Below are 21188 nucleotides of genomic sequence, written 5' to 3'. Positions count from 1 at the left end.
GTGTCACTCCTTCACCGTGATGCGGAAGACGACCTCGGGGCCCTTCTTGCCGGCTTTCGGGGACTTCTCCGCTTCGTCGTCGCACTGGAAGCAGTTCTTGCGCAGGCGCACTTGTGCTCTTCCCTCGGTCCTGGCGCGGTAGTCGAGGAAGAGGGAGCCCGGGGAGCCCATCCGGTCCGGTGAATCCGCCTCCTCGCGCTGGCCGATCTTGACCACCACGCCGGTGCCGGGCTCCGGGTCCACAGGCTGCCAGTCGTATCCGGCGCTGGGATTGATGCGCATTGTCAGTGTGAACCTGTCGCCGGGTGCGACCCGCACGTCGGTGTGCTTCCTGTCGAAGACCTTGTCGGGGGTGGGCGACGCGGTGGGCGACGCTGACGTCGGTGCAGTGGAGGCGGAGACGGGCGATGATGCGGCCGGCCTCCCCTCGCTGTGCTCCCCGCCGGTGTCGTCCGCTCCTCCGCAGGCGGAGAGGGCCAACAGCAGTGGGAGGGCGGCGGCCGTGACCGCCGGGGCGGTGGGCCGACTGCGGGGGCTTGTCATCGTGGCCTATTCCGTACGAGGAAGGTGAACTTCTGCGGGGGTGGTGTACTTGTAGTTCGACGCCCCGGCCATGGTGCCGTTGACGAAGTCGTCCTCGGTGACCCAGGTGGTGAATCCCCAGGGATTGTAGATCTGGAGCCGGCCGCCTTCCTCGCCGATGATCATCATCTGATGGCCGCCCTTGTAGCTGCCGTCTACGCCCACGGGTACGGGCTGGCCGCTGTTGACGGCGTCGCGGACCTGGGGCAGAACGTCTGCGCGGGCCTCCTTGCTCTTGAGGAAGTGGGTGTCGTAGTCGGCACCGGTGTGGGCGCCGATCTCGTCGTCAGCGATCATCTCGCTCTCCCGGGGCACCATCCCGACCTGGCCCTCGGCACGCCTGTCGTAGACCCTGGTCTCCTCGTCGCGCAGCCGCTCCTCGAAGGCCTCACCGTTGTCGTAGTCCGGGTCCCCGGGGTGCCCGCCGGTGGTCAGTTCCAAGGCGTACAGCGGGTCGCTCTGCGCGTGCATGGTGACGGTGGAGAGCGCCACGCAGGTCGGGCCCTCCTGATCCCACATCTGGCCGTCGAAGGTCACCTTGTTCGACTGGTCGCCCTCCCGGCGGGAGTCGTCGGAGCGGGTGACGATGGGCGTCAGATGCTTCTGCAGCCAGGCGGGCTTGTCGCCGTACGGGTGGATCTTGTGGGCGAAGTCCTGGATGCGGGACATCGGATAGCCGGCGGCCAGCGCCTTGACCAGATAGGCGCGCTCCTGCGGTGACTTGGCGCCGTCGAGCAGCTTGTCGTAGGCCGCCCGGTCGTGGGCGCTGAGGCTGTTGAGACGTACGCCGGAGCGTTCCAGGTCCCGGTTGGTGAGGATCTCGTTCTCGTCGGGGTCCCCGCCGTGTGCGGCCGCGTCGGTGAGCACGACGCGGTCGGCGTCCGACAGGTGCCGGGTGTCCAGCCTGCCGGAGCGGGCCTCGGACGCCAGCTTGTCCAGCTCCCGTTCGGCCCGCTTGCCCGCCTCCTCGGCGGCCTCCACGCCCGACTCCAGGTAGCCGATGCCGTCGAGCGCCGCCTTGCGGGCCCGTTTGGCGTCCTCGGCGTTGGCGAAGAACGCGTTGTCGCCCTCGGGCAGCATGTTCCGTGCGGCGCGCAGCGCGTCGAGGCCGAAGCCGTGTTTGCTCTGCGCGGTGCCGATCCCCTCGGCCAGTCTGACCAGCTCGCGGGCGGCCGTGCCGAACGTCTCCGACATGCGCTCCGCCGACCGCGCGGCGGCCTTGGTCACCTCGCTCGCCTTGGAACCGGCCTCCCCCACCCAGGTGTTCGGGAGCCCCGCGGTGGCCACGGCGCTCACTCCGCTGCGGACCTCGTCGGCCAGCGTGGCGGCCCTGCGGTAGTCGGCGGCCTTGCCCGCGACCGTGTCCGGGGAGCCGTCGGGGGCGGGAAAGCCGAGCGCCTCGTCGATGAGGTGGGCGAGCTTGATGTTGTCCGTGTCGCCGTCGAATCCGCCCTTGCCGTCGAAGTGGAGGGCTTCGAGCTTTCCGCGCAGCTTCTCCAGCGCTCCCTTGCGCCGCCGGCCCAGCGCGGTCACCGCTCCTTCTCTTTCGGCACCGAGATGGAGTGCAGCTTGCTGCGGATGCCGTGGTCGTTGTTCGCGTTCAGATTGACGCCGTCCCCGATCTTGCGGTGGATCTCCCGCAGCGCCCCGGCGAGCACCTCCATCTCCTCGTGCCAGGCCTGGGCGAAGGAGGTGAACGCCTGCTGGCCGCCGTACTCACCGAAATCCGCGCCGCCGAAGGGGTTCAGGACCCACGTCGGGAACGCGGACCACGGCGCGCCGCCGCCCAGGGACTTCCCCATCCCGTCGAGCGTCCGGGCGGCCTCGTCGAGCCGGTCGCCCTGGCTGAGCGTGGGTTTGCGCTGCAGCCCCAGGTCCGCCCTTCCCTGCCCCATCGCCTTCTCCGCCCTCCCGCGACATACGCCGCCCCGGCCCCGGCCCACGACACCCAGGGGCCTACCAGGTCCACGTCAAATGGCCGTCATCATAACGAGTCCCGGGCAGCCGGCCGCCGACGGCCCATCCGTCCGCTGCGCGAGGGACAGGCCGCTGACCAGTGAACTCTCCCATAGGTGCGCAACTGCGCTGCTAACGTCGCCATTTGCGACGAGAGGGAAGAGTGAATCGATGGCAGCAGACACGTTCCGCATCGGCGGAACGCTCGAGGTGGGGCGGCTCGGTTTCGGAGCGATGCACTTGCCGACCGGAACCGGCCCCGAGCGCGACGCCGCCCGCGCGGTCGCCCGGCGGGCGGTCGAGCTGGGCGTCACGCTCATCGACACGGCCCACCTGTACGGCGGAGGTGCCAACGAGGAACTCCTCGCCGAAGCCCTGCACCCCTACCCGGACGGTTTGCTGATCACGACCAAGGTCGGTGTCGCACGCACCGGCCCAGGGGGCGAGTGGAAGCTCGACGCCCGTCCGGCCGTCCTGCGCGAGCAGGTCGACCAGGCGCTGCGCCGACTCCGCGTCGAACGCCTGGAACTGCTGCAACTGCACCGCATCGACCCGGACACTCCGATGGCCGACCAGCTCGGGACGCTGCGGGAGCTGCAGGACGAGGGCAAGGTCGGGATGATCGGCCTGTCCGAGGTCGATGTCCATGAACTCGGCCGCGCCCGGGAGCTCGTGGAGGTCGCGAGCGTACAGAACCGCTACAACCTGCTCGACCGCGCGCACGAGCCCGTCCTCGCGGCCTGTGAGGCGGCGGGGATCGCGTTTCTGCCGTGGCGGCCCGTGGCGTCTGGTTCCTCGGAGACACGGGAGGAGGTTGCCGCAGTGGCGGCCGAACTCGGCGCCACCGGCAGCCAGGTCGCCCTCGCCTGGCTTCTCGGCCGCTCTCCGGTCATGCTGCCCATCCCCGGCACCGGACGGGTGGAGCACCTGGAGGAGAACCTCGCCGCGGCGGACCTCCAGCTGACACCGGCACAGCGCGAGCGGCTCGACGGGATCGGTGCCACCGGCCATCTCGACGCGCCGGCCCCGCACCGGCCCGGCAGCTGAGGGTGGCGTGGCGGTGAGCGGCTGGCCCTGAAATCGCTTGTCGAGTGCGGTGAGCTCCGGGATGCTGCACCGATGCTGACTTCAGTGCTCGCTTTCGTCGGTGCGGCCTTTCTGATCGCGATGGTTCCGGGGCCCAGCACGGTGGTGATTCTGCGCCGTGCCGTGGTGGACGGCAGAAGAACGGGGATGGCCGCCGTGCTGGGCAACGAGTGCGGGGTGCTGTTGTGGGGGCTCGCGGCGGCTTTCGGGCTGTCGGTCCTGTTGCTGGCCTCGCAGGTCGCCTACGACGTCATCCGGATCACCGGCGCCGCCGTGCTGGTCTGGATGGGAGCGCGGGCGCTGTGGCAGGCACGGCGGGCCGCGGGTCCTGGCCGAGAGGAGGCACAGGCAGCGCCGGTGTCGTACCGGCGGGCGTTCTGGCAGGGCCTGGCCACCAACGCCGCCAACCCGAAGGCGGGCCTGTTCGCGGTCTCCTTCCTCCCGCAGTTCGTGCCGGACGGCGCCCCGGTTCTGGCGATGCTGCTCGCCTTCTCCGTAATCTGGGTGGTGGCCGATCTGATCTGGTACGTGCCGCTGGTCGCCCTGGCCGGACGGGTCGGCGGCGTGCTGCGGCGACCGTCCGTCCGCCGCCGGATGGAACAGGTCTCGGGCGCGGTCCTGGTGGGGCTCGGCGTCAGGCTGGCCGTCGACGCGTAGGCGTACCGGCGTGAAGGGGCTGCACCCCGAAGGGGCGCGGGGAACTGCGCGAGCAACCACGCACACGCCCGCAGCCCGCGACCTTTGCTCGCAGCGCGCGGATGCTCGAACAGTGCCGGGATCACTCCGCCGGTTTGCGGCCCCAGATACGGACGGCGTCGCCGACCCTCATCCAGTTCCACAGGCGCTCCGCGTCCTCGTAGCGCATATTGACGCAGCCGTGCGAACCGGGCGGGTCGTAGATGTTCACCCGCGTCCCGTGGAAGGCCTGGCCGCCGCTGAAGTACTGGCTGAACGGCATGGGCTGGTGGTAGAGGGTCGAATAGTCGTCCCGTACCCGGCGCTGGATCTTGAAGCGTCCGGTGCGCGTCTCGTACCCCGGCGCGCCGCTGCGGATGGGCACCGCGCGGATGACGACCTTGTGGTTCTTGACCAGCCACATCACCTGGTGCGTCAGATCGAGGCAGGCCAGCCGCGCGCGCGTCGGCGGACAGTGCTTGTCCGCGAGCAGCGCCTCCGGATGGCCCGCCGCCCAGCGCGCGTACAGGGCCCGGTAGGTGGCCGGGGACGCGTAGCCGTCGGCGGGCAGCACGCCTTCCACTTCCTGGAAGTGCTGGATCGCCGCGCAGTCCTCCGGCGACTGCCGGCCGTCCACCGGGAGCCCCAGATACTTCTCGACCTCCCGCTGTTGCGGGCCGGTCCGGGTGGAGCACGCCGCCGCGGAGGCGTCCGGGCTGCCCTGCCCCGCCGGTTGCGGGGCGTGCGCCTGGGAGGGTGCGGCCTCGGCGAGGCCGAGCACCAGCAGCAGCGCCAGGACGGGCAGCTGCGCTGTGCGGGTCGGGAGAGGGAAATTCTTCGCTGGCATGCCCGGGCATCTGCCCAAGCTGCTGCGAACGCAGCAGCGGAACCGCGCGGATTCACCCGACCGCCGCACTCGGGTTGCTCCGTCCCCGCGTCCGTGCCCCTTCCTGTCCGGGGCTCCGGGCTCGGACCCACCGGCCCCGGGAGGGCCGGAGCCGGTGGGTCCGGGCGGTCGAGGGGTCAGGCCGTCAGTGTGGCCGGGTCGCTGACGCCGGTCCCGCCGGTCTCGACATGGCCCGCGAGACGGCGCTGCCAGTCGGTGCCGGTGTCGGAGGTGACCGTCAGGTCGTACCAGCGCTTGCTCGCGCGCAGACTCACCGTGCGCACCACCGTGCCGCCGGCCGGCACCTTGTGGGTGGCCTTGGCGCCGCCGTAGGCATTGGTCACCGTCAGTTCGCAGTCGGTGTCGCCCGCGTTGGTGAGGGTGAGCTCGATGTCGCCGCTCTTCTCCAGGTGGCGTGCCATCACCTCGGGCCCCGCCTGCTTGCCCGGGCCCTTGAAGGTGCGCAGAAAGCCGTTGGGTCCATGCGCTGTCAGGTCGTAGCTGCCATGGGAGTAGGCGCTGTTCCAGGTGTCGGAGAGCCGCTTGCCCGCCTCGGTGCTGTAGGTCCAGGGGCCGTCGGTGCGGTTGGCCGAGGTGACCAGGAAAAAGGCGCCCGCCGAGGGGCCGCCGCTGAAGGTGAGGGTGAACTTGCCCTGCTCCGGGTGGGCCGTGCCGTCCACCAGCGGCGCGTACGGCAGCGGCCGCGTGGGCCGGGAGCCCGCCTCCTGCTTGGGCAGCGCCGGCTTGGCCGGCGGCTTGGGCACATAGCTGTCGTGCCGCTCGTTGTCCGGCGGCTCATAGGCGTCCGTGCTGGGCAGGTCAGCGGGGTCGGTGTCCTTGAGAGTGAAGTCGAAAGCGGAGGTCAGGTCGCCGCACAGGGCGCGCCGCCAGGGCGAGATATGGGGCTCGTGCACACCGAAGCGGCGCTCCATGAAGCGGATGATGGAGGTGTGGTCGAACAGTTCGGAGCACACATAGCCGCCCGTGCTCCACGGGGAGACCACGAACATGGGCACGCGCTGGCCGAAGCCGTAGGGTCCGGGCTCGTAGCCGGCGACGCCGCCCTTGTAGTAGTCGGGCGCGGTGTCCACGGTGGAGCGGCCCTGCGCTGCGGAGGCCGGCGGGTAGGGCGGGACGACGTGGTCGAAGTAGCCGTCGTTCTCGTCGTAGGTGATCAGCAGCGCCGTCTTCGCCCACACCTCCGGGTTGGAGGTGAGCGCGTCCAGCACCTGCGAGATGTACCAGGCGCCGTAGTTGGCGGGGAAGTTGGGGTGCTCGGTGAAGGCCTCGGGGGAGGCGATCCAGGAGACCTGCGGCAGCCGGTCGGCCTTGACGTCGGCCTTGAGGAGGTCGAAGAAGCCGTCGCCTCTCTTGGCGTCGGTTCCGGTGCGGGCCTTGTCGTAGAGGGGATCGCCGGGCTTGGCGTCGCGGTACTTGTTGAAGTACAGCAGCGAGTTGTCGCCGTAGTTGCCCCGGTAGGCGTCCTCGATCCAGCCCCAGCTGCCGTCCGCGTCGAGGCCGTCGCCGATGTCCTGGTAGATCTTCCAGGAGATGCCGGCCTGCTCCAGCCGCTCCGGGTACGTCGTCCAGCCGTACCCGGCCTCCTCGTTGCCCAGGACGGGTCCGCCGCCCTCGCCGTCGTTTCCGGCGTAGCCGCTCCACATGTAGTAGCGGTTGGGGTCGGTGGCGCCGATCATCGAGCAGTGGTACGCGTCGCAGATGGTGAAGGCGTCGGCGAGCGCGTAGTGGAAGGGGATGTCCTGGCGGGTCAGATACGCCATGGTGCCGGTGCCCTTGGCGGGGATCCACTGGTCGTACTTGCCCTCGTTCCACGCCTGGTGGCCGCCGCCCCAGTCGTGGTTGAGGCCCGCGATGAACTGCATGCCCAGGTTCTCGGCGTCCGGGTGGTAGGGCAGTACGTCCTTGCCGCCGCCGGACTGCTGCCAGACCGTCCGCTTGCCGGTCGGCGCGGCCGGACGCGGGTCGCCGAAGCCCCGGACGCCCCTCAGGGTGCCGAAGTAGTGGTCGAACGACCGGTTCTCCTGCATCAGCACGACGATGTGCTCGACGTCGTCGATCGTGCCGGAACGGCGGGCTGCGGGGATGGCGGCGGCGCGCTCGATGCTGCCGGACAGGGCCGAGAAGCCCGCGGTCGCGCCGGCTATCTGCAGGAACCGGCGCCGGTTGAGTTCTGGCATGGGTCTGCTGACCTCACAGGGGGTGGTCGGAAACGTCGGACCGGCAGAGTGTGTCAAGGACACCCGCCCCATGGAAGGCAACCTGTATGAACAAGTTGACAACAACTGAGGACGGAACCGAGCGAACACGCCCCTGCTACCAGTGAAGACGCCAGCAGCAGGCTGGTCGATTTGCCGCCGTGCTGCGTTCCGTTACCCGCGAATCCAGCACAGTGACCACCGCCACACGCCGCCGACCGGGAAAACGGGCACCCCGACACCTGCCCGGTCGCAGCACCGAGGCTTCGCAGGACGGACGATGGCGCGGTGAGGGAGCCGCGATGAGCGAGGAGGCGGATGTGTCCCACGACGAGCGGGCACCACGTACCCAGAGCCGGCCTGCGCGGGCACGGCAATGGCTGGCACGCGCCAGGGGGACGGCGGGACACGAACGCCACCTCCTGGAGATCATCGGCAAGAGCACCCTGGCGGCCTCCGCCTCCTGGTACGTGGCCCACGCTCTGATGGCCGCCCAGTCTCCGGCGTTCGCCCCCTTCTCCGCCGTACTGATCATGCAGGTGACCATCTACCAGTCACTGCTCCAGGCGCTCCGCTATCTCGGCGCGGTATCCGCCGGGGTGTTCGTGCAAGCCGCGCTGGGCTTCCTGGCCGGGCCCGACCTGCTCACCTTTGTCCTGGTCGCACTGATCGCGATGACGATCGGCCGCTGGAGGCGGCTCGGCTCGCAGGGCTCCCAGGTGGCGACCGCCGCCTTCTTCGCCTTCTCCACCTACGCCGCAGCCACCGACAACACACAGCGGATCGAACAGCTCGGTCAGATCCTCGCGCTGGTCTGCATCGGCTGCGGGATCGGCGTACTGGTCAATCTCACCGTGCTGCCGCCGATGCGCTACCGCGGCGCCGAAGAGGGCATCCGTGCCCTGGCCCACTCCCAGTGCGACCTGATGAGCGACATGTATCCCGCACTGCGCGAGGGCGACATGGACGAGGAGCGCACCCGTCACTGGCGGCAGCGCGCCGCGACGCTGGGCCCGCTGGTCACCCAGGCCCGCTCGGCTCTGCACACCGCGGTGGAGAGCAAGTACTACAACCCCCGGCGGCTGCTGCCCGGCCGTTGGGGGGACGAGGACTTCTCCGGCTACATCGAACTCGTCGACGCGCTGGAGCGCGTCACCCACCAGCTCACGTCCATGGCCCGGACCCTGGACCAGTGGCCGCAGGACGAGGACGGCGAGGAGTGCCGCGCGTTCCTCACGGACTACGCCGCGCTGTTGGAGGCGCTCGCCGAGATCACCCGCCAGTTCGGCGAAATCGAACAGCGACAGCTCACCCAGCAGGCCAAGCGGTTGTGCCAAGCGGCGGAGACGGCACAGGAGACCCGGAGGACCCTGGTCGAGAACGCCCGCGAGACCTCACTGCCGCTGAGCGACCCTTCCCGTCCCTATGGCATCCTCCTCACCGAGGCCACCCGGCTGATGGACGAGGCGCAGCACTCCTGTGACACCCTCCAGCACTCGGTGCGGGAAGCCGCACAGACCGGCGAACTGCAGGAGAAGGCCGCCCAGTGAGCAGGCGAGAGGCCCTCGTGGCCGCCTGGTCAGCGCCGCAGGCTGTAGCGGATGATCCGGGATCTCGCCTCCCGTTCGCTCAGGCCCAGCGCCTCGCCCGCCGCCTCCCAGGGGATCTCGTCGGCGTGGATGTTCCGGGCCGCCAGATGGCCGACGTCCACGGTGATGCGCTCCAGCTCGGCCACGGCGCGGACCGCTGCCAGCGGCGCCTGGTCGGCGAGGGCTAACAGCTCGTCACCCAGCTGCTCCAGCCGTTCCGTCAGCCCGACGGGCAGCGGCACCGAACGCCGCTCCACCTCGCGGATGTGCCGGCTCCACTCCTTGCGGGCGGCCGAGTCGTCGAACCCGGCCCGGCTCCGCCACCGCTCCCAGTCGAGGGGGTAGCGCTGCTCGCCCCGCCATCCGCAGGCGCACGCCGCACGCGCCCAGGCCGCACGAGGGGTGGACGGCAGCCGACCGTCGTACGCCCACCACTCGGTGGTCTTCTCCATCCGGGGACCACTGCCGGCGTCCAGGTACACCGGCCCCGGTTCGCTGCCGTCCGCAAGCAGCGCTCCCGCCCACCCCTCGTGCGACGCGCCGAACTCCTCGGTTCGCCATCCCATCGACGTCCCCCTGTCCCCCTCCGTGCCGCTGGCCCGGTGCCCCGGCTCCCTGCCGAGCATGCCCCAGCAGGGCGCGCGGGACCCGGGGAACGGTCAGAAGACCCGGGGAAGTCCGGAAGAAGCTGGAAGAAGGCGGAAGAAGCCCGGGGAAGGGCAGAAGGTGGGAAGGTCAGAAGAAGGAGGAGTCTCCGGCGAACTGGACCGCCAGGTAGTAGGCCTTCGACGCGTTGACGCAGTTGGTGTGGCGCAGCGGTGTCTTGTAGCTGTCGTCGCAGATGCGCCGCATCTCGGTGCGGAAGCGGCCGTCGATCCAGTTCTTGGTCTTCCGCGTCGGGTCCAGCTTCAGCTCGTGGTTGCCGCCGTAGTTGCGGTAGCCGAAGTCGTGCTGGACGCAGGCGGGGCGGAAGACCTCGCTGTAGGGCGCGTATCCGGTCGGCACGGAGCAGCCGTCCGTCGTCCAGTTGAACGGCGGCACATGGGGGGCGCGCGCGAACTCGCCGTAGGTGAGGTTCATCAGCTCGTCCGCCTTGGCCCGGACCGCCGGTGGGGCCGGCGCGACGGCCACGATTCCGCGGCCGGCGGTCGGGTGGGAGCGGGAGTGGGAGTGGGAGTGGGAGGCCGCGACGGCGGTGCCGGGGGCCGCGAGGGCGCCGCCCAGGGCGGCGGAGACGGCGAGGGTGCCCGCGGTCAGCGTGGTGGAGAACTTCGCGCGCATCGTGACCCCCAGGTCTCGGCTCGGAGCGCTGTCGGCCTGGGCAACGAGCCGCCCCCGCCCTCAGGTGCGCCGCTTCCCCCCTCCGGGTGAGAGGGCTGTCTCCGAGGCCGGCTCCGCGTGAGAGGGCCCGTCGGGCGGTCAGCGGAGTGCGGCCGTCAGCAGGGCGAGCAACTCCTCCTCGGGGACCTCGCCGCCGTTCACCAGCCGGTCGAAGACCAGGCCGTCCACGCAGGCCAGCAGGGTGAGGGTGCGCTCCTCGCAGTCCGGGACGCCGCGGTCGGCCAGGAAGGTGCGCATCGCGTCGCGGGCGGCGTTCTCGCGGGGCGTCAGGATCTCGCGGAGTTCGGGGTGATGGACGCTCTCGACGGTGCACGCGTAGCGGGCGAGGGTGCGGCGGCGCCCCTCGCCCGTCAGCCGGCGCCGTACGAACTGCGCCAGCGCCGAGGCCATTTCCTCGGCGCTCCGGGGAGGGGGCAGGCGGCGGCCGGCCGCCTCCAGCTCCGCCTGGTCGCGTTCGACCAGGCGGCTGACGAGCGCGGTCAGCAGCGCTCGGCGGGTGCGGTAGTAGGCGGAGGTGGTGCCGGGGGGCAGCTGGGCGGCCCGGTCCACGGCGCGGTGGGTCAGGCCCCGGATGCCCTCGTCGGCCAGCACGTCGATGGCCGCGTCGGCGAGCACGGTGCGGCGGTGGCTCTCTTTCTGCACCCCCCATTTCTACACCTGTAGAGGTCCTTCTCTAGACTCCTTCTACAACTGTAGAAACAGGAGGCTCGGACATGGGACAGCGTGCGGTGGTCGTGGGCGGCGGCATCGGCGGGCTGGCCGCCGCCATCGGGCTGCGGCGGATCGGCTGGGAGGTGACGGTCGTCGAGCGGGCCCGCGAGCTCGCCGACGCGGGCGCCGGGATCTCCCTGCACGCCAACGGCATCCGCGCCCTGGAGGCGCTGGGGGTGGACGGCCCGGTACGCGAGGCCGCCAGGCCCCAGTACACCGGCGGCACCCGCAGCCCGGGCGGCCGGTGGCTGGCCCGGATGGACGGGGCGGCGCTGGAGCGCGAGCTGGGCACACCGATCGTCGGCATACCCCGCGCCGCGCTGCACCGGGCGCTGCGTCGGGCCCTGCCGTCCGGCGCCCTGGTGACGGGTGAACAGGTGCTGTCCGTCGAGGACGACGCGGCAGCCGACCGGGTACGGGTGCCGCTCGGCGACACCGTGCTGTACGCCGATCTGGTGGTGGCGGCCGACGGCGTCGGCAGCAGGCTGCGCCCGCTGCTCTTCCCGCACCACCCCGGTCCGGTGTACAGCGGATCGACCGTGCTGCGCGCGCTCACCGACGGGCCGTTCGAGCCGGGGACCGACTTCACGCTGACCTGGGGCGGGGGCGCGGAGTTCGGGCACATCGCGTTGGCCGACGGCCGGGCCGAGTGGCACGCGGTCCTCACCACGCCGCCCGGTGTGCGGCACGCCGACCCGCTGGCAGTGCTGCGCCGCCGCTTCGGGAGCTGGCACGACCCGGTACCGCGGCTGCTGGACGCCACCAGGCCCGAGGCCGTTCTGCACCACGACATCCACGAACTGGCCACGCCACTGCCGCGCTTCACCAAAGGCCGGGTCGCACTGCTCGGCGACGCGGCCCACGCCATGACACCCAACCTGGGGCAGGGCGCCTGCCAGGCCCTGGAGGACGCCGCGGTGCTGGCCGCCGCGCTCGCCACGGCACCCGACGTGGCGGCGGCGCTGGCCCGCTACGACGCCGAACGGCGCCCCCGCAGCCAGGCGGTCGCCCGCGACGCGCGGCGGGCCGGCCGGCTGGGACAGCGGCTGTCCCACCCCGTGGCCGTAGCGCTGCGCAACACGGCGCTGCGGCTCGCTCCCTCGGGTGCGACGCTCCGTACCGTGCTGCGGCACGCCGACTGGCGACCGCCCGCGCTGGACCGGTGAAACCCCCACCGAGCCACCGGACTGCCGGACCGCCCGCTCCCGGAGGGTGCGAGCGGTCCGGCAGAGGGGTCGAGTCAGAGGAGCCCGAGCATGCCGAGCCCGAGAAGCCCCTTGCCGTCACCGAGCTTCAGCAACTGCGGGGTGCCCTCGGAGCGCACCTCCTGATACGGCACCGGGGCCGAAGCGGTGGTCCCCCGGTCGTCGGACGGGGCGGCGGCCTGGGCGACCCCGCACAGCGGCACCAGAGCGGTCACCGTGAGGGCTGCGAGGGCGGTCGCGGTGCGGGACAGCTGAGGAATGCGGCGCATGGGAACTCCTTCTGTTCGGCTGAGCCGCGTCCGGCGGTCGGGCCGAACGCGGTCGTGCACCTGGTCGTAGCGGTGATCGAGCGGTCCTCCCCGTTGGACGGCCGAAACCGGACCGCTCGGCTGACCCACCGGGCGGGACCTGGCTGCGGGCGCTGACTCCACGCTGCCCCGCCCCGGGGGCGCGTGCGCGCGCTGTTGAGCCGGACAGGGCACGCGATACCCCTGGGTGGCCCACTCCGGGGGCCGGACCGCGCCGCGTGGCGGCTCGCCTCAGCGCCCCGCGCGGGCAGCGGCCCAGCGGCGCACCCCGAAGACGCCGACGCCGAGGAGGAGGACGGCGGCTCCGGAGACGACGGACGACAGCGGCAGCGCGCACGCCAGGGCCAGACAGCCGGCCAGCCCGACGACGGGCACGATCCTGCGCGGCCGGCCCTCGTCGGAAGTGAGGGTCCAGGCGGAGGCGTTGGCGACGGCGTAGTAGACGAGCACGCCGAAGGAGGAGAACCCGATGGCACCGCGTACATCGGCCGTCGCCGCGGCCACGGCCACCACCGCGCCGACCGCCAGCTCGGCCCGGTGCGGCACCCCGAAGCGCGGGTGCACCGCAGCCAGCACGGGCGGCAGATGCCGGTCGCGGGCCATGGCGAGGGTGGTACGCGAGACGCCCAGCACGAGCGCCAGCAGCGAGCCGAGCGCGGCGACGGCGGCTCCCACCCGTACCACCGGAACCAGCTGGTCGGCACCCGCGGCACGCGCCGCGTCGGCGAGCGGCGCGGTGGCCTCGGCCAGCCGACCGGGACCCAGCACGGCCAGCGCCGCGCCCGCCACCGCCGCGTAGACGACCAGGGTCAGGCCGAGCGCGAGCGGGACGGCGAGCGGGATGGTGCGGCGTGGATCGCGCACCTCCTCGCCCAGGGTGGCGATACGGGCGTACCCGGCGAAGGCGAAGAACAGCAGCCCCGCCGCCTGGAGGACGCCGCCGGCCGAGACGTCGCCGCCGGGCGCCAGCCGGCCGGCCGCCGCGCCGGGCGCGGTGAGCGCGGCGACCACCACGGCGGCGAGGACCGCCAGCACCACGGCGACGATCGCCCGCGTCAGCCAGGCCGTCTTCCGCACGCCCGCGTAGTTGACCGCGGTCAGTGCCACCACAGCGGCCACCGCGACCGCGTGCGCCTGCCCGGGCCATACGTAGGAGCCGACGGTCAGCGCCATCGCCGCGCACGAGGCGGACTTGCCGACGACGAACGCCCAGCCCGCCAGATAGCCCCAGAACTCGCCCAGCCGTTCGCGCCCGTACACATAGGTGCCGCCGGAGGTCGGATAGCGTGCCGCCAGCCGCGCCGAGGACGTGGCGTTGCAGTAGGCGACGACGGCCGCCAGCGCGAGAGCGGGCAGCAGCCCGGACCCGGCGGCGCGGGCCGCCGGTGCCAGAGCCGCGAAGATTCCGGCGCCGAGCATGGCGCCGAGGCCGATGATGACGGCGTCCGGTACGCCGAGTCGCCTTTGCAACTCGTCCGGGACTCCTCGGGTCCCGGACGGCGATTCCGGCATCGCTTTTCCCTCCCTGCGTGGACGGTCCGCGTCGGACCCTAGCCGAGTGAGGTTGCGGGCTCTTCTTCCCGTACCTGCGCCGGGGGTGCCCCTTGCTCGACGTCGCAGGCTGCGGGCGCGTGGGGGTTGCCCCTGCATTGCCTCCCCGCTACGCCACGCCGGCCGGAAACTGGGGGACGGCCTCAGGAGTCAGCTCCGCGCGCAAGCGGCGGGCCTGTACGGGGTGGCGCCAGCGGCCCTCGTCGAAGGCGACGTCCGCCTCGAACTCGACGACCCGGTCGGGGACGACGCAGCGGTGGTCGAGGATGTCGCGGGTGCCCCAGCCGGAGCGGAAGCGGGTGTGGGTCCAGGGGTGGTCGGGGCCCGCGGGGGTGAGCAGGGGGCCGAGTTCGCGGCGCAGCGTTTTGGTGACAGGGGCGCTCTGGGCGACCAGCCGGAGTACTCCGTCGGCGTCGTACCGGCCCAGGAGGAGCACATCGGGCGAGGTCACCGGGCCGGTCACCGCGCCGACGACGGCCTCGGCGGTGGCGCGGGCGCGCAGCTTGCGCCAGCCGCGTTCGCCGGGCCGGTAGGGCTGGCCCAGGCCCTTGACGACCATGCCCTCGACGCCGACGGCGCCCCAGGCCGGGTCGAGCCATTCGGCGGCCCGGTCCGGGTCGGTGGTCATCGGGCACAGGGCCCACGGGGGCTGCAGGTCGCGGCGGGTGAAGACTTCTTCCAGCAGGGCGCGGCGCTCCCGGTAGGGGCGTGCCATGGTCACCTCGTCGCCGAGCTGGAGCAGGTCGAAGGCGATGAAGTGGGCCGGGTGCGCGGCAGCTGCGGCCCGGGCGCCGGGGCCGGTGCGCTGGGCGCGGGACTGGAGCGCGGAGAAATCGACGGCTCCGTTCTCGATGACCACCAGCTCCCCGTCGAAGACGGCCTCCTCACCGAGTCCGGCGGCTGCCCGCAGGATGTCGGGGAAACCGGGGCCGAGGTCGGTGCCGCGGCGCGACTGGAGGTGGGGCGCGTCGGCGCGGGCGAAGAGCAGCACCCGGTAGCCGTCCCACTTGGCCTCGTAGGCGAGGCCGGGCGCGCGGGGCGGCACATCGACCGTGCGGGCGGTCATCGGGGAGATGGGCGGGACGAGCCGCCTCACGTTCTCACCCATAGGTCACATATAGCCCGGAATATTCGGCCTCGCGAGCCGGGGTCCCGTCGCCCCGAAGGGGCGCGGGGAACTGCGCGCCCAGCCACAGCGTCACCCGCAGTCTGCAACGAACAGCAAGGGGCAGCCCCTGTCCAGCACGCACCCGGCGGCGTACACAGGGAAGCGCGGCGTATGAAGGGAAGCTGCGGGCGAGGTTAAGAAATCCTCGATGGACCCTGGAGCACCCGTACGGCACATTCGTCCCGGCGGCGCGCGCGGAACCCGGCGCCCGCCCCCATCCCGTTCCAGGGCACAGGGCCGGCCGGCCCTGTGCCCTGCCGTGGCGCGAGACGACAGGAGCCGTGGCGTGAAGGCGCTGGTCAAACAGAAGGCCGAACCGGGACTGTGGCTGGCCGATGTGCCGGAGCCCCAGGCCGGGCCCGGCGAGGTGCTGATCAAGGTGGAGCGGACCGGTATCTGCGGCACCGATCTGCACATCCGCGACTGGGACGGCTGGGCCCGGCAGGCGGTGTCCGCGCCGCTGGTGGTGGGGCACGAATTCACCGGCGAGGTCGTGGAGACCGGCCGGGACGTCACCGACATCCGGCCCGGCGACCGGGTGAGCGGCGAGGGCCACCTGGTGTGCGGCAAGTGCCGCAACTGCCTGGCCGGGCGCCGGCACCTGTGCCGCGCCACGGTGGGGCTGGGCGTCGGTCGCGACGGCGCCTTCGCCGAGTACGTGTCGCTTCCCGCGGAGAACGTATGGGTGCACCGCGGCCCGGTGGACCCGGACATCGCGGCGATCTTCGACCCGTTCGGCAACGCGGTGCACACCGCGCTCTCCTTCCCGCTCGTCGGAGAGGACGTACTGATCACCGGCGCGGGCCCGATCGGGCTGATGGCGGTGGCGGTGGCCAAGCACGCCGGGGCGCGGAACGTCGTGGTCACCGATCTGAGCGAGGAGCGTCTGGAGCTGGCCCGCAAGGTCGGCGCCTCGCTCGCGCTGGACGTCTCGCGGGAGAGCATCGCCGACGGCCAGCGGAAGCTGGGGCTGCGCGAGGGCTTCGACGTCGGTCTGGAGATGTCCGGCAACCCGGTGGCGCTGCGCGACATGCTCGCCAACATGACCCACGGCGGGAAGATCGCGATGCTCGGCCTCCCCGCCGAGGAGTTCGCCGTGGACTGGGCGCGGATCGTCACCTCGATGATCACGCTCAAGGGCATCTACGGCCGGGAGATGTTCGAGACCTGGTACGCGATGTCGGTGCTGCTGGAGGGCGGGCTCGACCTCTCCCCCGTGATCACCGGCCGGTACGGCTACCGCGAGTTCGAGGCCGCCTTCGACGACGCGGCCAGTGGGCGCGGCGGCAAGGTCGTCCTCGACTGGACCTGCTGACCCCCCGACCCCTTCCACCTCCTGGAGACCCCTGGCATGTTCGATTCCGTACGCGACCAGCTGCGCGCCACCCTCGACGAGATCACCGCGGCCGGGCTGCACAAGCCCGAGCGGGTCATCGGCACCCCGCAGTCGGCGACCGTCGAGGTGACCGCCGGCGGCCGCCCCGGCGAGGTGCTCAACTTCTGCGCCAACAACTACCTGGGCCTGGCCGACCACCCCGAGGTACTCGCCGCGGCGCACGCGGCCCTCGACCGCTGGGGCTACGGAATGGCCTCGGTCCGCTTCATCTGCGGCACCCAGGAGGTGCACAAGGAGCTGGAGGCCCGGCTCTCGGCCTTCCTGGGCCAGGAGGACACCATCCTGTACTCCTCCTGCTTCGACGCCAACGGCGGCGTCTTCGAGACGCTGCTGGGCGAGCAGGACGCGGTGATCTCCGACGCCCTCAACCACGCCTCGATCATCGACGGCATCCGGCTCTCCAAGGCCCGCCGCTTCCGCTACGCCAACCGCGACATGGCCGACCTGGAGAAGCAGCTCGAGCAGGCGCAGGACGCGCGGCGACGGCTGATCGTCACCGACGGCGTCTTCTCGATGGACGGCTACCTGGCACCGCTGCCCGAGATCTGCGACCTGGCGGAGCGCTACGACGCGATGGTGATGGTCGACGACTCGCACGCGGTCGGCTTCGTGGGCGCCGGCGGGCGCGGTACGCCCGAGCTGCACGGCGTCATGGACCGGGTGGACATCGTCACCGGCACCCTCGGCAAGGCGCTGGGCGGCGCCTCGGGCGGCTATGTGGCGGCCCGCGCCGAGATCGTCGCGCTGCTGCGCCAGCGCTCGCGCCCGTATCTGTTCTCCAACACCCTGGCGCCGGTGATCGCGGCGGCCTCGCTGAAGGTGCTCGACCTGCTGGAGTCGGCCGGTGACCTGCGGGAGAGGCTGAGGGACAACACCGAGCTGTTCCGCCGCCGGATGACCGAGGAGGGCTTCACCCTCCTCCCGGGCGAGCACCCCATCGCGCCCGTGATGATCGGGGACGCGGCCGAGGCGGCGCGGATGGCCGAGCTGCTGCTGGAGCGCGGCGTGTATGTGATCGGGTTCTCCTATCCGGTGGTGCCCCAGGGGCAGGCCCGGATACGGGTGCAGCTCTCGGCGGCCCACTCCACCGAGGACGTGGACCGGGCGGTCGACGCGTTTGTCGCATCCCGGGCGGAGCTCGCGAAGACGACTGGGGGACAATCGGCAGCGTGATCGAAGCGCGGCGGCTGCACATCCTCCGTGCGGTGGCCGACCACCGCACGGTGACCGCCGCTGCCGCCGCGCTCTATCTGACCCCCTCCGCCGTCTCCCAGCAGCTGACCGCGCTGGAGCAGGAGACCGGCCACCGGCTGGTCGAGCGCGGCGCCAAGGGGGTGCGCCTCACCCCGGCAGGGGAGATCCTGCTCGCCCACACCAACGAGGTCCTCGCGCAGCTGGAGCGGGCCGAGGCGGAGCTGGCCGCGTACGGCTCAGGCGCTGCGGGCCGGGTGGACCTGGCCTCTTTCGCGACCGGGATCGGCCTCGTGGTGGCCCCGGCGCTCGCCCGACTGGCCCGCACGGCGCCCGGTATCCGGGTACGGGTGCAGGACGCGGAGGGCGACGCGAGCCTGCCGATGGTGCTGGACCGGGAGACGGACGTGGCGGTGGCCGTCGAGTACCGGGGCGCGCCGAGCCCGGACGACCCGCGCCTGACGCGGGTACCGCTGTACGCGGAGCCGTTCGACGCGGTGCTGCCGCAAGGGCACAGGCTGGCCGGTGCCGAGCGGGTGCCCCTGGGCGAGCTGGCCAAGGACACCTGGATCGGCCCCTTCCCCGGCAACCCGTGCCACGACGTGGTGGTGCTGGCCTGCGAGCACGCGGGTTTCGAGCCGGTCATGGAGCACTTCTCCGACGACTTCAGCGCCGTGGTGGCGCTCGCCTCGGCGGGCGTGGGCGTGGCCCTGGTACCGCGCTCCGCGCTGCTCGGCACCGAGCCGGCCGGGGTCGCCGTGCAGCCGGTCGAGGGCGCGGCGCCGACGCGGCGGGTCTTCGCGGCCGTACGGCGCGGTGCGGAGGAGCACCCGCTGATCAGCCCGGTGCTGGACGCGCTGCGCGAGGCCGCCGGCTGAGGAGCCCGGCAGCGGACGCAAGAAGTTTCCCCGCATGACCTTCACCGGCGCGTGGTAGCCGGTACCCACCTCCCGCGAGGCGCATTTTCCCCACTCGCGAGATGGGCGACGATACGGCACATTCCATACGAACTGCTCAGGGTGGCGTCACCGATGGTTGAGACGGCTCAGGAAGCACCGGCCCCGGCGTCCTCCCGTCACCACGGCAAAGCGGTGGGCATCTCCATCGCCGCCGCGGTCGGCGGGTTCCTCTTCGGCTTCGACTCCTCCGTCATCAACGGCGCCGTCGGCGCGCTCTCGGGCCACTTCGGGCTGGGCGCGTTCCTGTCCGGGTTCGTCGTCTCCATCGCCCTGCTGGGCTGCGCGGTCGGCGCCTGGTACGCGGGACGCCTCGCCGACGGCTGGGGGCGGCGGAACGTGATGCTGCTGGGCTCGGGCATGTTCGTCCTCAGCTCGGCCGGCTCGGCGTTCGCCTTCTCGGTACCGGATCTGCTGCTGTGGCGGGTGATCGGCGGGCTGGGCATCGGCATCGCCTCGGTGATCGCGCCCGCCTACATCTCCGAAGTGGCCCCGGCCTCGGGGCGCGGCGCGCTCGGCTCGCTCCAGCAACTGGCCATCACCATCGGCCAGCTGGTGGTGCTCAGCTCCAACAAGGGGCTGGCGGGCGCAGCGGGCGGCTCGGCGAACGAGCTGTGGTTCGGGATGCCCGCGTGGCGCTGGATGTTCCTGGTCGGCGTCATCCCGGCCGCCGTCTACGGGGTGCTGGCGCTGCTGATCCCCGAGTCCCCGCGCTATCTGGTGCTCACCGGCAAATACGAGCAGGCTGCCGCGGTGCTGGGCCGGGTCAGCGGTGAGCGCGACCCCGAGGCGAAGGTGGCCGAGATCCGTGACACGCTCCGCAAGGAGCACCGCAGCAGCTTCAGCGACATCCGCGGCGACCGGTTCGGCCTGCATCCGCTGGTGTGGGCGGGCATCATCATGGCCGCCTTCCAGCAACTCGTCGGTATCAACGCGATCTTCTACTACTCGACGACCCTGTGGAAGTCGGTCGGCTTCAGCGAGTCCAACTCCTTCACCACCTCCGTCATCACCGCCGGCATCAATGTGGTGATGACGGTCGTCGCCATGTTCTTCGTCGACCGGGCCGGCCGGCGCAGGCTGCTGACCATCGGCTCCCTCGGGATGTTCTGCGCCCTGGCGCTGACGGCGCTGGCCTTCTCCCACCAGCGGGGCAGCGGCAGCGATGTGACGCTGCCCGACCCGTACGGGCCGATGGCGCTGATCGGCGCCAACGCCTTCGTCGTCTTCTTCGCCCTGTCCTGGGGGCCGGTGATGTGGGTGATGCTGGCGGAGATGTTCCCCAACCGGATGCGGGCGATGGCCCTGGCCATCGGGACCACGTCCAACTGGCTCTTCAACTTCCTGGTCACCTTCTCCTTCGAGCCGATGACCCGCAAGGTCGGACTGACGTGGCTGTACGGCGCGTTCGCCGCCTTCGCGCTGCTGTCGTTCTTCTTCGTACGCGCCAAGCTCCCGGAGACCAAGCGGCGGGAGCTGGAGGAGATGACGGGCGAGACCTATCGGCGGCCGTGATCCCTTTGAACCGGTGAGCCGGTGAGCCGGACGGCTCCAGCCCCGGCCCGGCTCCAGCCCTCCGGTCGGCTCAGCGCGTCGCCAGGCCCGCCTCCTGGGCAGCCGCGCGCAGCACCTCCCGCAGCATCGCGGGGGTCAGTCTGCCGGTGAAGGTGTTGCGCGGGGTGACGTGATAACACCCGTACACCGCGAGCGGCGCCGCATCCCCCTCGGCGGGCGCCAGTTCGACCCGCAGGCCGTGCCCGAACGCCGGGCGGGGGCGCGGGACGTGCCAGCCTCCCAGGGCCAGTACGGGAAGCACCGCCTGCCAGCCGAAGGCACCGAGGGCGACCACGGTGCGCACCGTGGGGTGCAGCAGTTCCATCTCCCGTACCAGCCAGGGGCGGCAGGTGTCGCGCTCGGCCGGGGTCGGCTTGTGGGCAGGCGGCGCGCAGTGCACCGGCGAGGTGAAGCGCACCCCGCGCAGTTCGAGCCCGTCGCCGCGGTGGGTGGAGGTGGGCTGTGAGGCCAGCCCGAGGTCGTAGAGCGCCGCGACCAGTGCGTCACCCGAACGGTCGCCGGTGAACATCCGCCCGGTGCGGTTGCCGCCGTGCGCGGCCGGGGCGAGGCCGACGAGCAGCATCCGCGCGTCCACCGGGCCGAACCCGGGCACCGGCCGCGCCCAGTACTCCCAGTCCCGGAAGGCGGGCCGCTTGACCCGGGCCGCCTCCTGGCGCCACTCCACCAGCCGCGGACAGGCCGCGCACTCGGGCAGCGTCGCGTCGAGCGCCCGCAGATCCGGGGAGAGCGCCGCCTGCCTGCTGGGGTAGCTCATCGCCGCGTGCCCTTCCGCTCCGTACCGCCGGTGGCCCTGCCG

General features: G+C 72.0%; 20 protein-coding genes. 8 read left to right on the top strand and 12 right to left on the bottom strand.

Going from position 1 to position 21188, the window contains the following annotated elements; translation table 11 throughout:
* Positions 1–3: 3 nt before the first annotated feature.
* From HC362_RS27575 to HC362_RS27565, 3 genes are read right to left on the bottom strand one after another with little or no spacing between them, the layout of a single operon-like run.
* On the bottom strand, positions 4–543 hold the full coding sequence (locus HC362_RS27575) for a protease inhibitor I42 family protein (protein ID WP_243086831.1): 540 nt from the start codon (positions 541–543) through the stop codon (positions 4–6).
* A 6-nt stretch (positions 544–549) separates the two neighbouring features.
* Complete coding sequence (locus HC362_RS27570) at positions 550–2115, bottom strand: peptidoglycan-binding protein (RefSeq protein WP_243086830.1); 1566 nt, start codon at positions 2113–2115, stop codon at positions 550–552.
* On the bottom strand, positions 2112–2477 hold the full coding sequence (locus HC362_RS27565) for a hypothetical protein (protein ID WP_243086829.1): 366 nt from the start codon (positions 2475–2477) through the stop codon (positions 2112–2114). The genes HC362_RS27570 and HC362_RS27565 overlap by 4 nt, the downstream gene beginning before the upstream one ends.
* Positions 2478–2709: 232 nt before the next feature.
* Here HC362_RS27565 and HC362_RS27560 point away from each other — a divergent pair, with 232 nt between their 5' ends.
* Both HC362_RS27560 and HC362_RS27555 read left to right on the top strand, forming a co-directional pair.
* A complete protein-coding gene (locus tag HC362_RS27560) occupies positions 2710–3585 on the top strand; it encodes an aldo/keto reductase (protein ID WP_243086828.1) in 876 nt (291 codons plus the stop codon).
* Between the two features lie 72 nt (positions 3586–3657).
* The gene (locus HC362_RS27555) at positions 3658–4281 is read left to right on the top strand and encodes a LysE family translocator (protein ID WP_243086827.1); all 624 of its coding nucleotides are present in this window, start codon (positions 3658–3660) and stop codon (positions 4279–4281) included.
* A gap of 121 nt (positions 4282–4402) precedes the next feature.
* On the opposite strand, the gene HC362_RS27550 is transcribed toward HC362_RS27555, so the two are convergent.
* On the bottom strand, positions 4403–5146 hold the full coding sequence (locus tag HC362_RS27550) for a L,D-transpeptidase family protein (protein ID WP_243086826.1): 744 nt from the start codon (positions 5144–5146) through the stop codon (positions 4403–4405).
* A 176-nt stretch (positions 5147–5322) separates the two neighbouring features.
* Positions 5323–7383: a phospholipase C, phosphocholine-specific gene (locus HC362_RS27545; RefSeq protein WP_243086825.1), complete on the bottom strand. Its 2061-nt coding sequence runs from the start codon at positions 7381–7383 to the stop codon at positions 5323–5325.
* A 320-nt stretch (positions 7384–7703) separates the two neighbouring features.
* Between HC362_RS27545 and HC362_RS27540 the strand changes: the two genes are divergently transcribed.
* Positions 7704–8951: an aromatic acid exporter family protein gene (locus HC362_RS27540; RefSeq protein ID WP_243086824.1), complete on the top strand. Its 1248-nt coding sequence runs from the start codon at positions 7704–7706 to the stop codon at positions 8949–8951.
* 29 nt (positions 8952–8980) lie between these two features.
* Here HC362_RS27540 and HC362_RS27535 read toward each other — a convergent pair whose 3' ends face one another.
* From HC362_RS27535 to HC362_RS27525, 3 genes are all read right to left on the bottom strand, one after another.
* Positions 8981–9556: a hypothetical protein gene (locus HC362_RS27535; protein ID WP_243086823.1), complete on the bottom strand. Its 576-nt coding sequence runs from the start codon at positions 9554–9556 to the stop codon at positions 8981–8983.
* A gap of 169 nt (positions 9557–9725) precedes the next feature.
* Positions 9726–10271 (bottom strand): phospholipase A2, encoded by a 546-nt coding sequence (locus tag HC362_RS34950; protein ID WP_279240143.1) that lies wholly within the window; start codon positions 10269–10271, stop codon positions 9726–9728.
* A 138-nt stretch (positions 10272–10409) separates the two neighbouring features.
* Positions 10410–10973 (bottom strand): TetR family transcriptional regulator C-terminal domain-containing protein, encoded by a 564-nt coding sequence (locus tag HC362_RS27525; RefSeq protein WP_243086822.1) that lies wholly within the window; start codon positions 10971–10973, stop codon positions 10410–10412.
* 71 nt (positions 10974–11044) lie between these two features.
* Between HC362_RS27525 and HC362_RS27520 the strand changes: the two genes are divergently transcribed.
* A complete protein-coding gene (locus HC362_RS27520; RefSeq protein ID WP_243086821.1) occupies positions 11045–12208 on the top strand; it encodes an FAD-dependent monooxygenase in 1164 nt (387 codons plus the stop codon).
* Positions 12209–12282: 74 nt separating this feature from the next.
* On the opposite strand, the gene HC362_RS27515 is transcribed toward HC362_RS27520, so the two are convergent.
* The 3 genes from HC362_RS27515 to HC362_RS27505 form a co-directional block, all read right to left on the bottom strand.
* Positions 12283–12516 (bottom strand): hypothetical protein, encoded by a 234-nt coding sequence (locus HC362_RS27515; RefSeq protein ID WP_243086820.1) that lies wholly within the window; start codon positions 12514–12516, stop codon positions 12283–12285.
* Positions 12517–12786: 270 nt separating this feature from the next.
* Positions 12787–14067, bottom strand: a complete 1281-nt coding sequence (locus HC362_RS27510; RefSeq protein ID WP_243086819.1) for an APC family permease — start codon at positions 14065–14067, stop codon at positions 12787–12789.
* 148 nt (positions 14068–14215) lie between these two features.
* Entirely contained in the window at positions 14216–15214 is a 999-nt protein-coding gene (locus HC362_RS27505; protein WP_243086818.1) for an ATP-dependent DNA ligase, read from the bottom strand.
* Between the two features lie 346 nt (positions 15215–15560).
* Here HC362_RS27505 and tdh point away from each other — a divergent pair, with 346 nt between their 5' ends.
* The 4 genes from tdh (at position 15561) to HC362_RS27485 (ending at position 20332) form a co-directional block, all read left to right on the top strand.
* Positions 15561–16589, top strand: a complete 1029-nt coding sequence (gene tdh / locus HC362_RS27500; RefSeq protein ID WP_243086817.1) for an L-threonine 3-dehydrogenase — start codon at positions 15561–15563, stop codon at positions 16587–16589.
* 36 nt (positions 16590–16625) lie between these two features.
* On the top strand, positions 16626–17843 hold the full coding sequence (locus HC362_RS27495; RefSeq protein WP_243086816.1) for a glycine C-acetyltransferase: 1218 nt from the start codon (positions 16626–16628) through the stop codon (positions 17841–17843).
* Positions 17840–18739 carry a LysR family transcriptional regulator gene (locus tag HC362_RS27490; RefSeq protein WP_243086815.1) on the top strand — a complete coding sequence of 300 codons (900 nt, stop codon included), beginning with the start codon at positions 17840–17842 and terminating at the stop codon, positions 18737–18739. Before HC362_RS27495 ends, HC362_RS27490 begins: the two co-directional genes overlap by 4 nt.
* Before the next feature lie 153 nt (positions 18740–18892).
* Positions 18893–20332 carry a sugar porter family MFS transporter gene (locus HC362_RS27485; protein WP_243086814.1) on the top strand — a complete coding sequence of 480 codons (1440 nt, stop codon included), beginning with the start codon at positions 18893–18895 and terminating at the stop codon, positions 20330–20332.
* Positions 20333–20402: 70 nt separating this feature from the next.
* Here the strand turns inward: HC362_RS27485 and HC362_RS27480 are convergent, their stop codons facing one another.
* Entirely contained in the window at positions 20403–21146 is a 744-nt protein-coding gene (locus HC362_RS27480) for a uracil-DNA glycosylase (protein WP_243086813.1), read from the bottom strand.
* Positions 21147–21188 lie beyond the last annotated feature (42 nt).

Source organism: Streptomyces sp. 891-h, from assembly GCF_022760275.1.
Taxonomy (GTDB): Bacteria; Actinomycetota; Actinomycetes; order Streptomycetales; family Streptomycetaceae; genus Streptomyces; species Streptomyces spirodelae.
This window is presented reverse-complemented; position numbering and strand designations above follow the sequence as displayed.

What these genes read in the sequence shown, in the direction of transcription:
- HC362_RS27575 (WP_243086831.1), bottom strand. Translation starts at nt 543, where the DNA reads ATGACAAGCCCCCGCAGTCGGCCCACCGCCCCGGCGGTCACGGCCGCC.
- HC362_RS27565 (WP_243086829.1), bottom strand. Translation starts at nt 2,477, where the DNA reads ATGGGGCAGGGAAGGGCGGACCTGGGGCTGCAGCGCAAACCCACGCTC.
- HC362_RS27560 (WP_243086828.1), top strand. Translation starts at nt 2,710, where the DNA reads ATGGCAGCAGACACGTTCCGCATCGGCGGAACGCTCGAGGTGGGGCGG.
- HC362_RS27555 (WP_243086827.1), top strand. Translation starts at nt 3,658, where the DNA reads ATGCTGACTTCAGTGCTCGCTTTCGTCGGTGCGGCCTTTCTGATCGCG.
- HC362_RS27550 (WP_243086826.1), bottom strand. Translation starts at nt 5,146, where the DNA reads ATGCCAGCGAAGAATTTCCCTCTCCCGACCCGCACAGCGCAGCTGCCC.
- HC362_RS27545 (WP_243086825.1), bottom strand. Translation starts at nt 7,383, where the DNA reads ATGCCAGAACTCAACCGGCGCCGGTTCCTGCAGATAGCCGGCGCGACC.
- HC362_RS27540 (WP_243086824.1), top strand. Translation starts at nt 7,704, where the DNA reads ATGAGCGAGGAGGCGGATGTGTCCCACGACGAGCGGGCACCACGTACC.
- HC362_RS27535 (WP_243086823.1), bottom strand. Translation starts at nt 9,556, where the DNA reads ATGGGATGGCGAACCGAGGAGTTCGGCGCGTCGCACGAGGGGTGGGCG.
- HC362_RS34950 (WP_279240143.1), bottom strand. Translation starts at nt 10,271, where the DNA reads ATGCGCGCGAAGTTCTCCACCACGCTGACCGCGGGCACCCTCGCCGTC.
- HC362_RS27520 (WP_243086821.1), top strand. Translation starts at nt 11,045, where the DNA reads ATGGGACAGCGTGCGGTGGTCGTGGGCGGCGGCATCGGCGGGCTGGCC.
- HC362_RS27515 (WP_243086820.1), bottom strand. Translation starts at nt 12,516, where the DNA reads ATGCGCCGCATTCCTCAGCTGTCCCGCACCGCGACCGCCCTCGCAGCC.
- HC362_RS27510 (WP_243086819.1), bottom strand. Translation starts at nt 14,067, where the DNA reads ATGCCGGAATCGCCGTCCGGGACCCGAGGAGTCCCGGACGAGTTGCAA.
- HC362_RS27505 (WP_243086818.1), bottom strand. Translation starts at nt 15,214, where the DNA reads ATGGGTGAGAACGTGAGGCGGCTCGTCCCGCCCATCTCCCCGATGACC.
- HC362_RS27495 (WP_243086816.1), top strand. Translation starts at nt 16,626, where the DNA reads ATGTTCGATTCCGTACGCGACCAGCTGCGCGCCACCCTCGACGAGATC.
- HC362_RS27485 (WP_243086814.1), top strand. Translation starts at nt 18,893, where the DNA reads ATGGTTGAGACGGCTCAGGAAGCACCGGCCCCGGCGTCCTCCCGTCAC.
- HC362_RS27480 (WP_243086813.1), bottom strand. Translation starts at nt 21,146, where the DNA reads ATGAGCTACCCCAGCAGGCAGGCGGCGCTCTCCCCGGATCTGCGGGCG.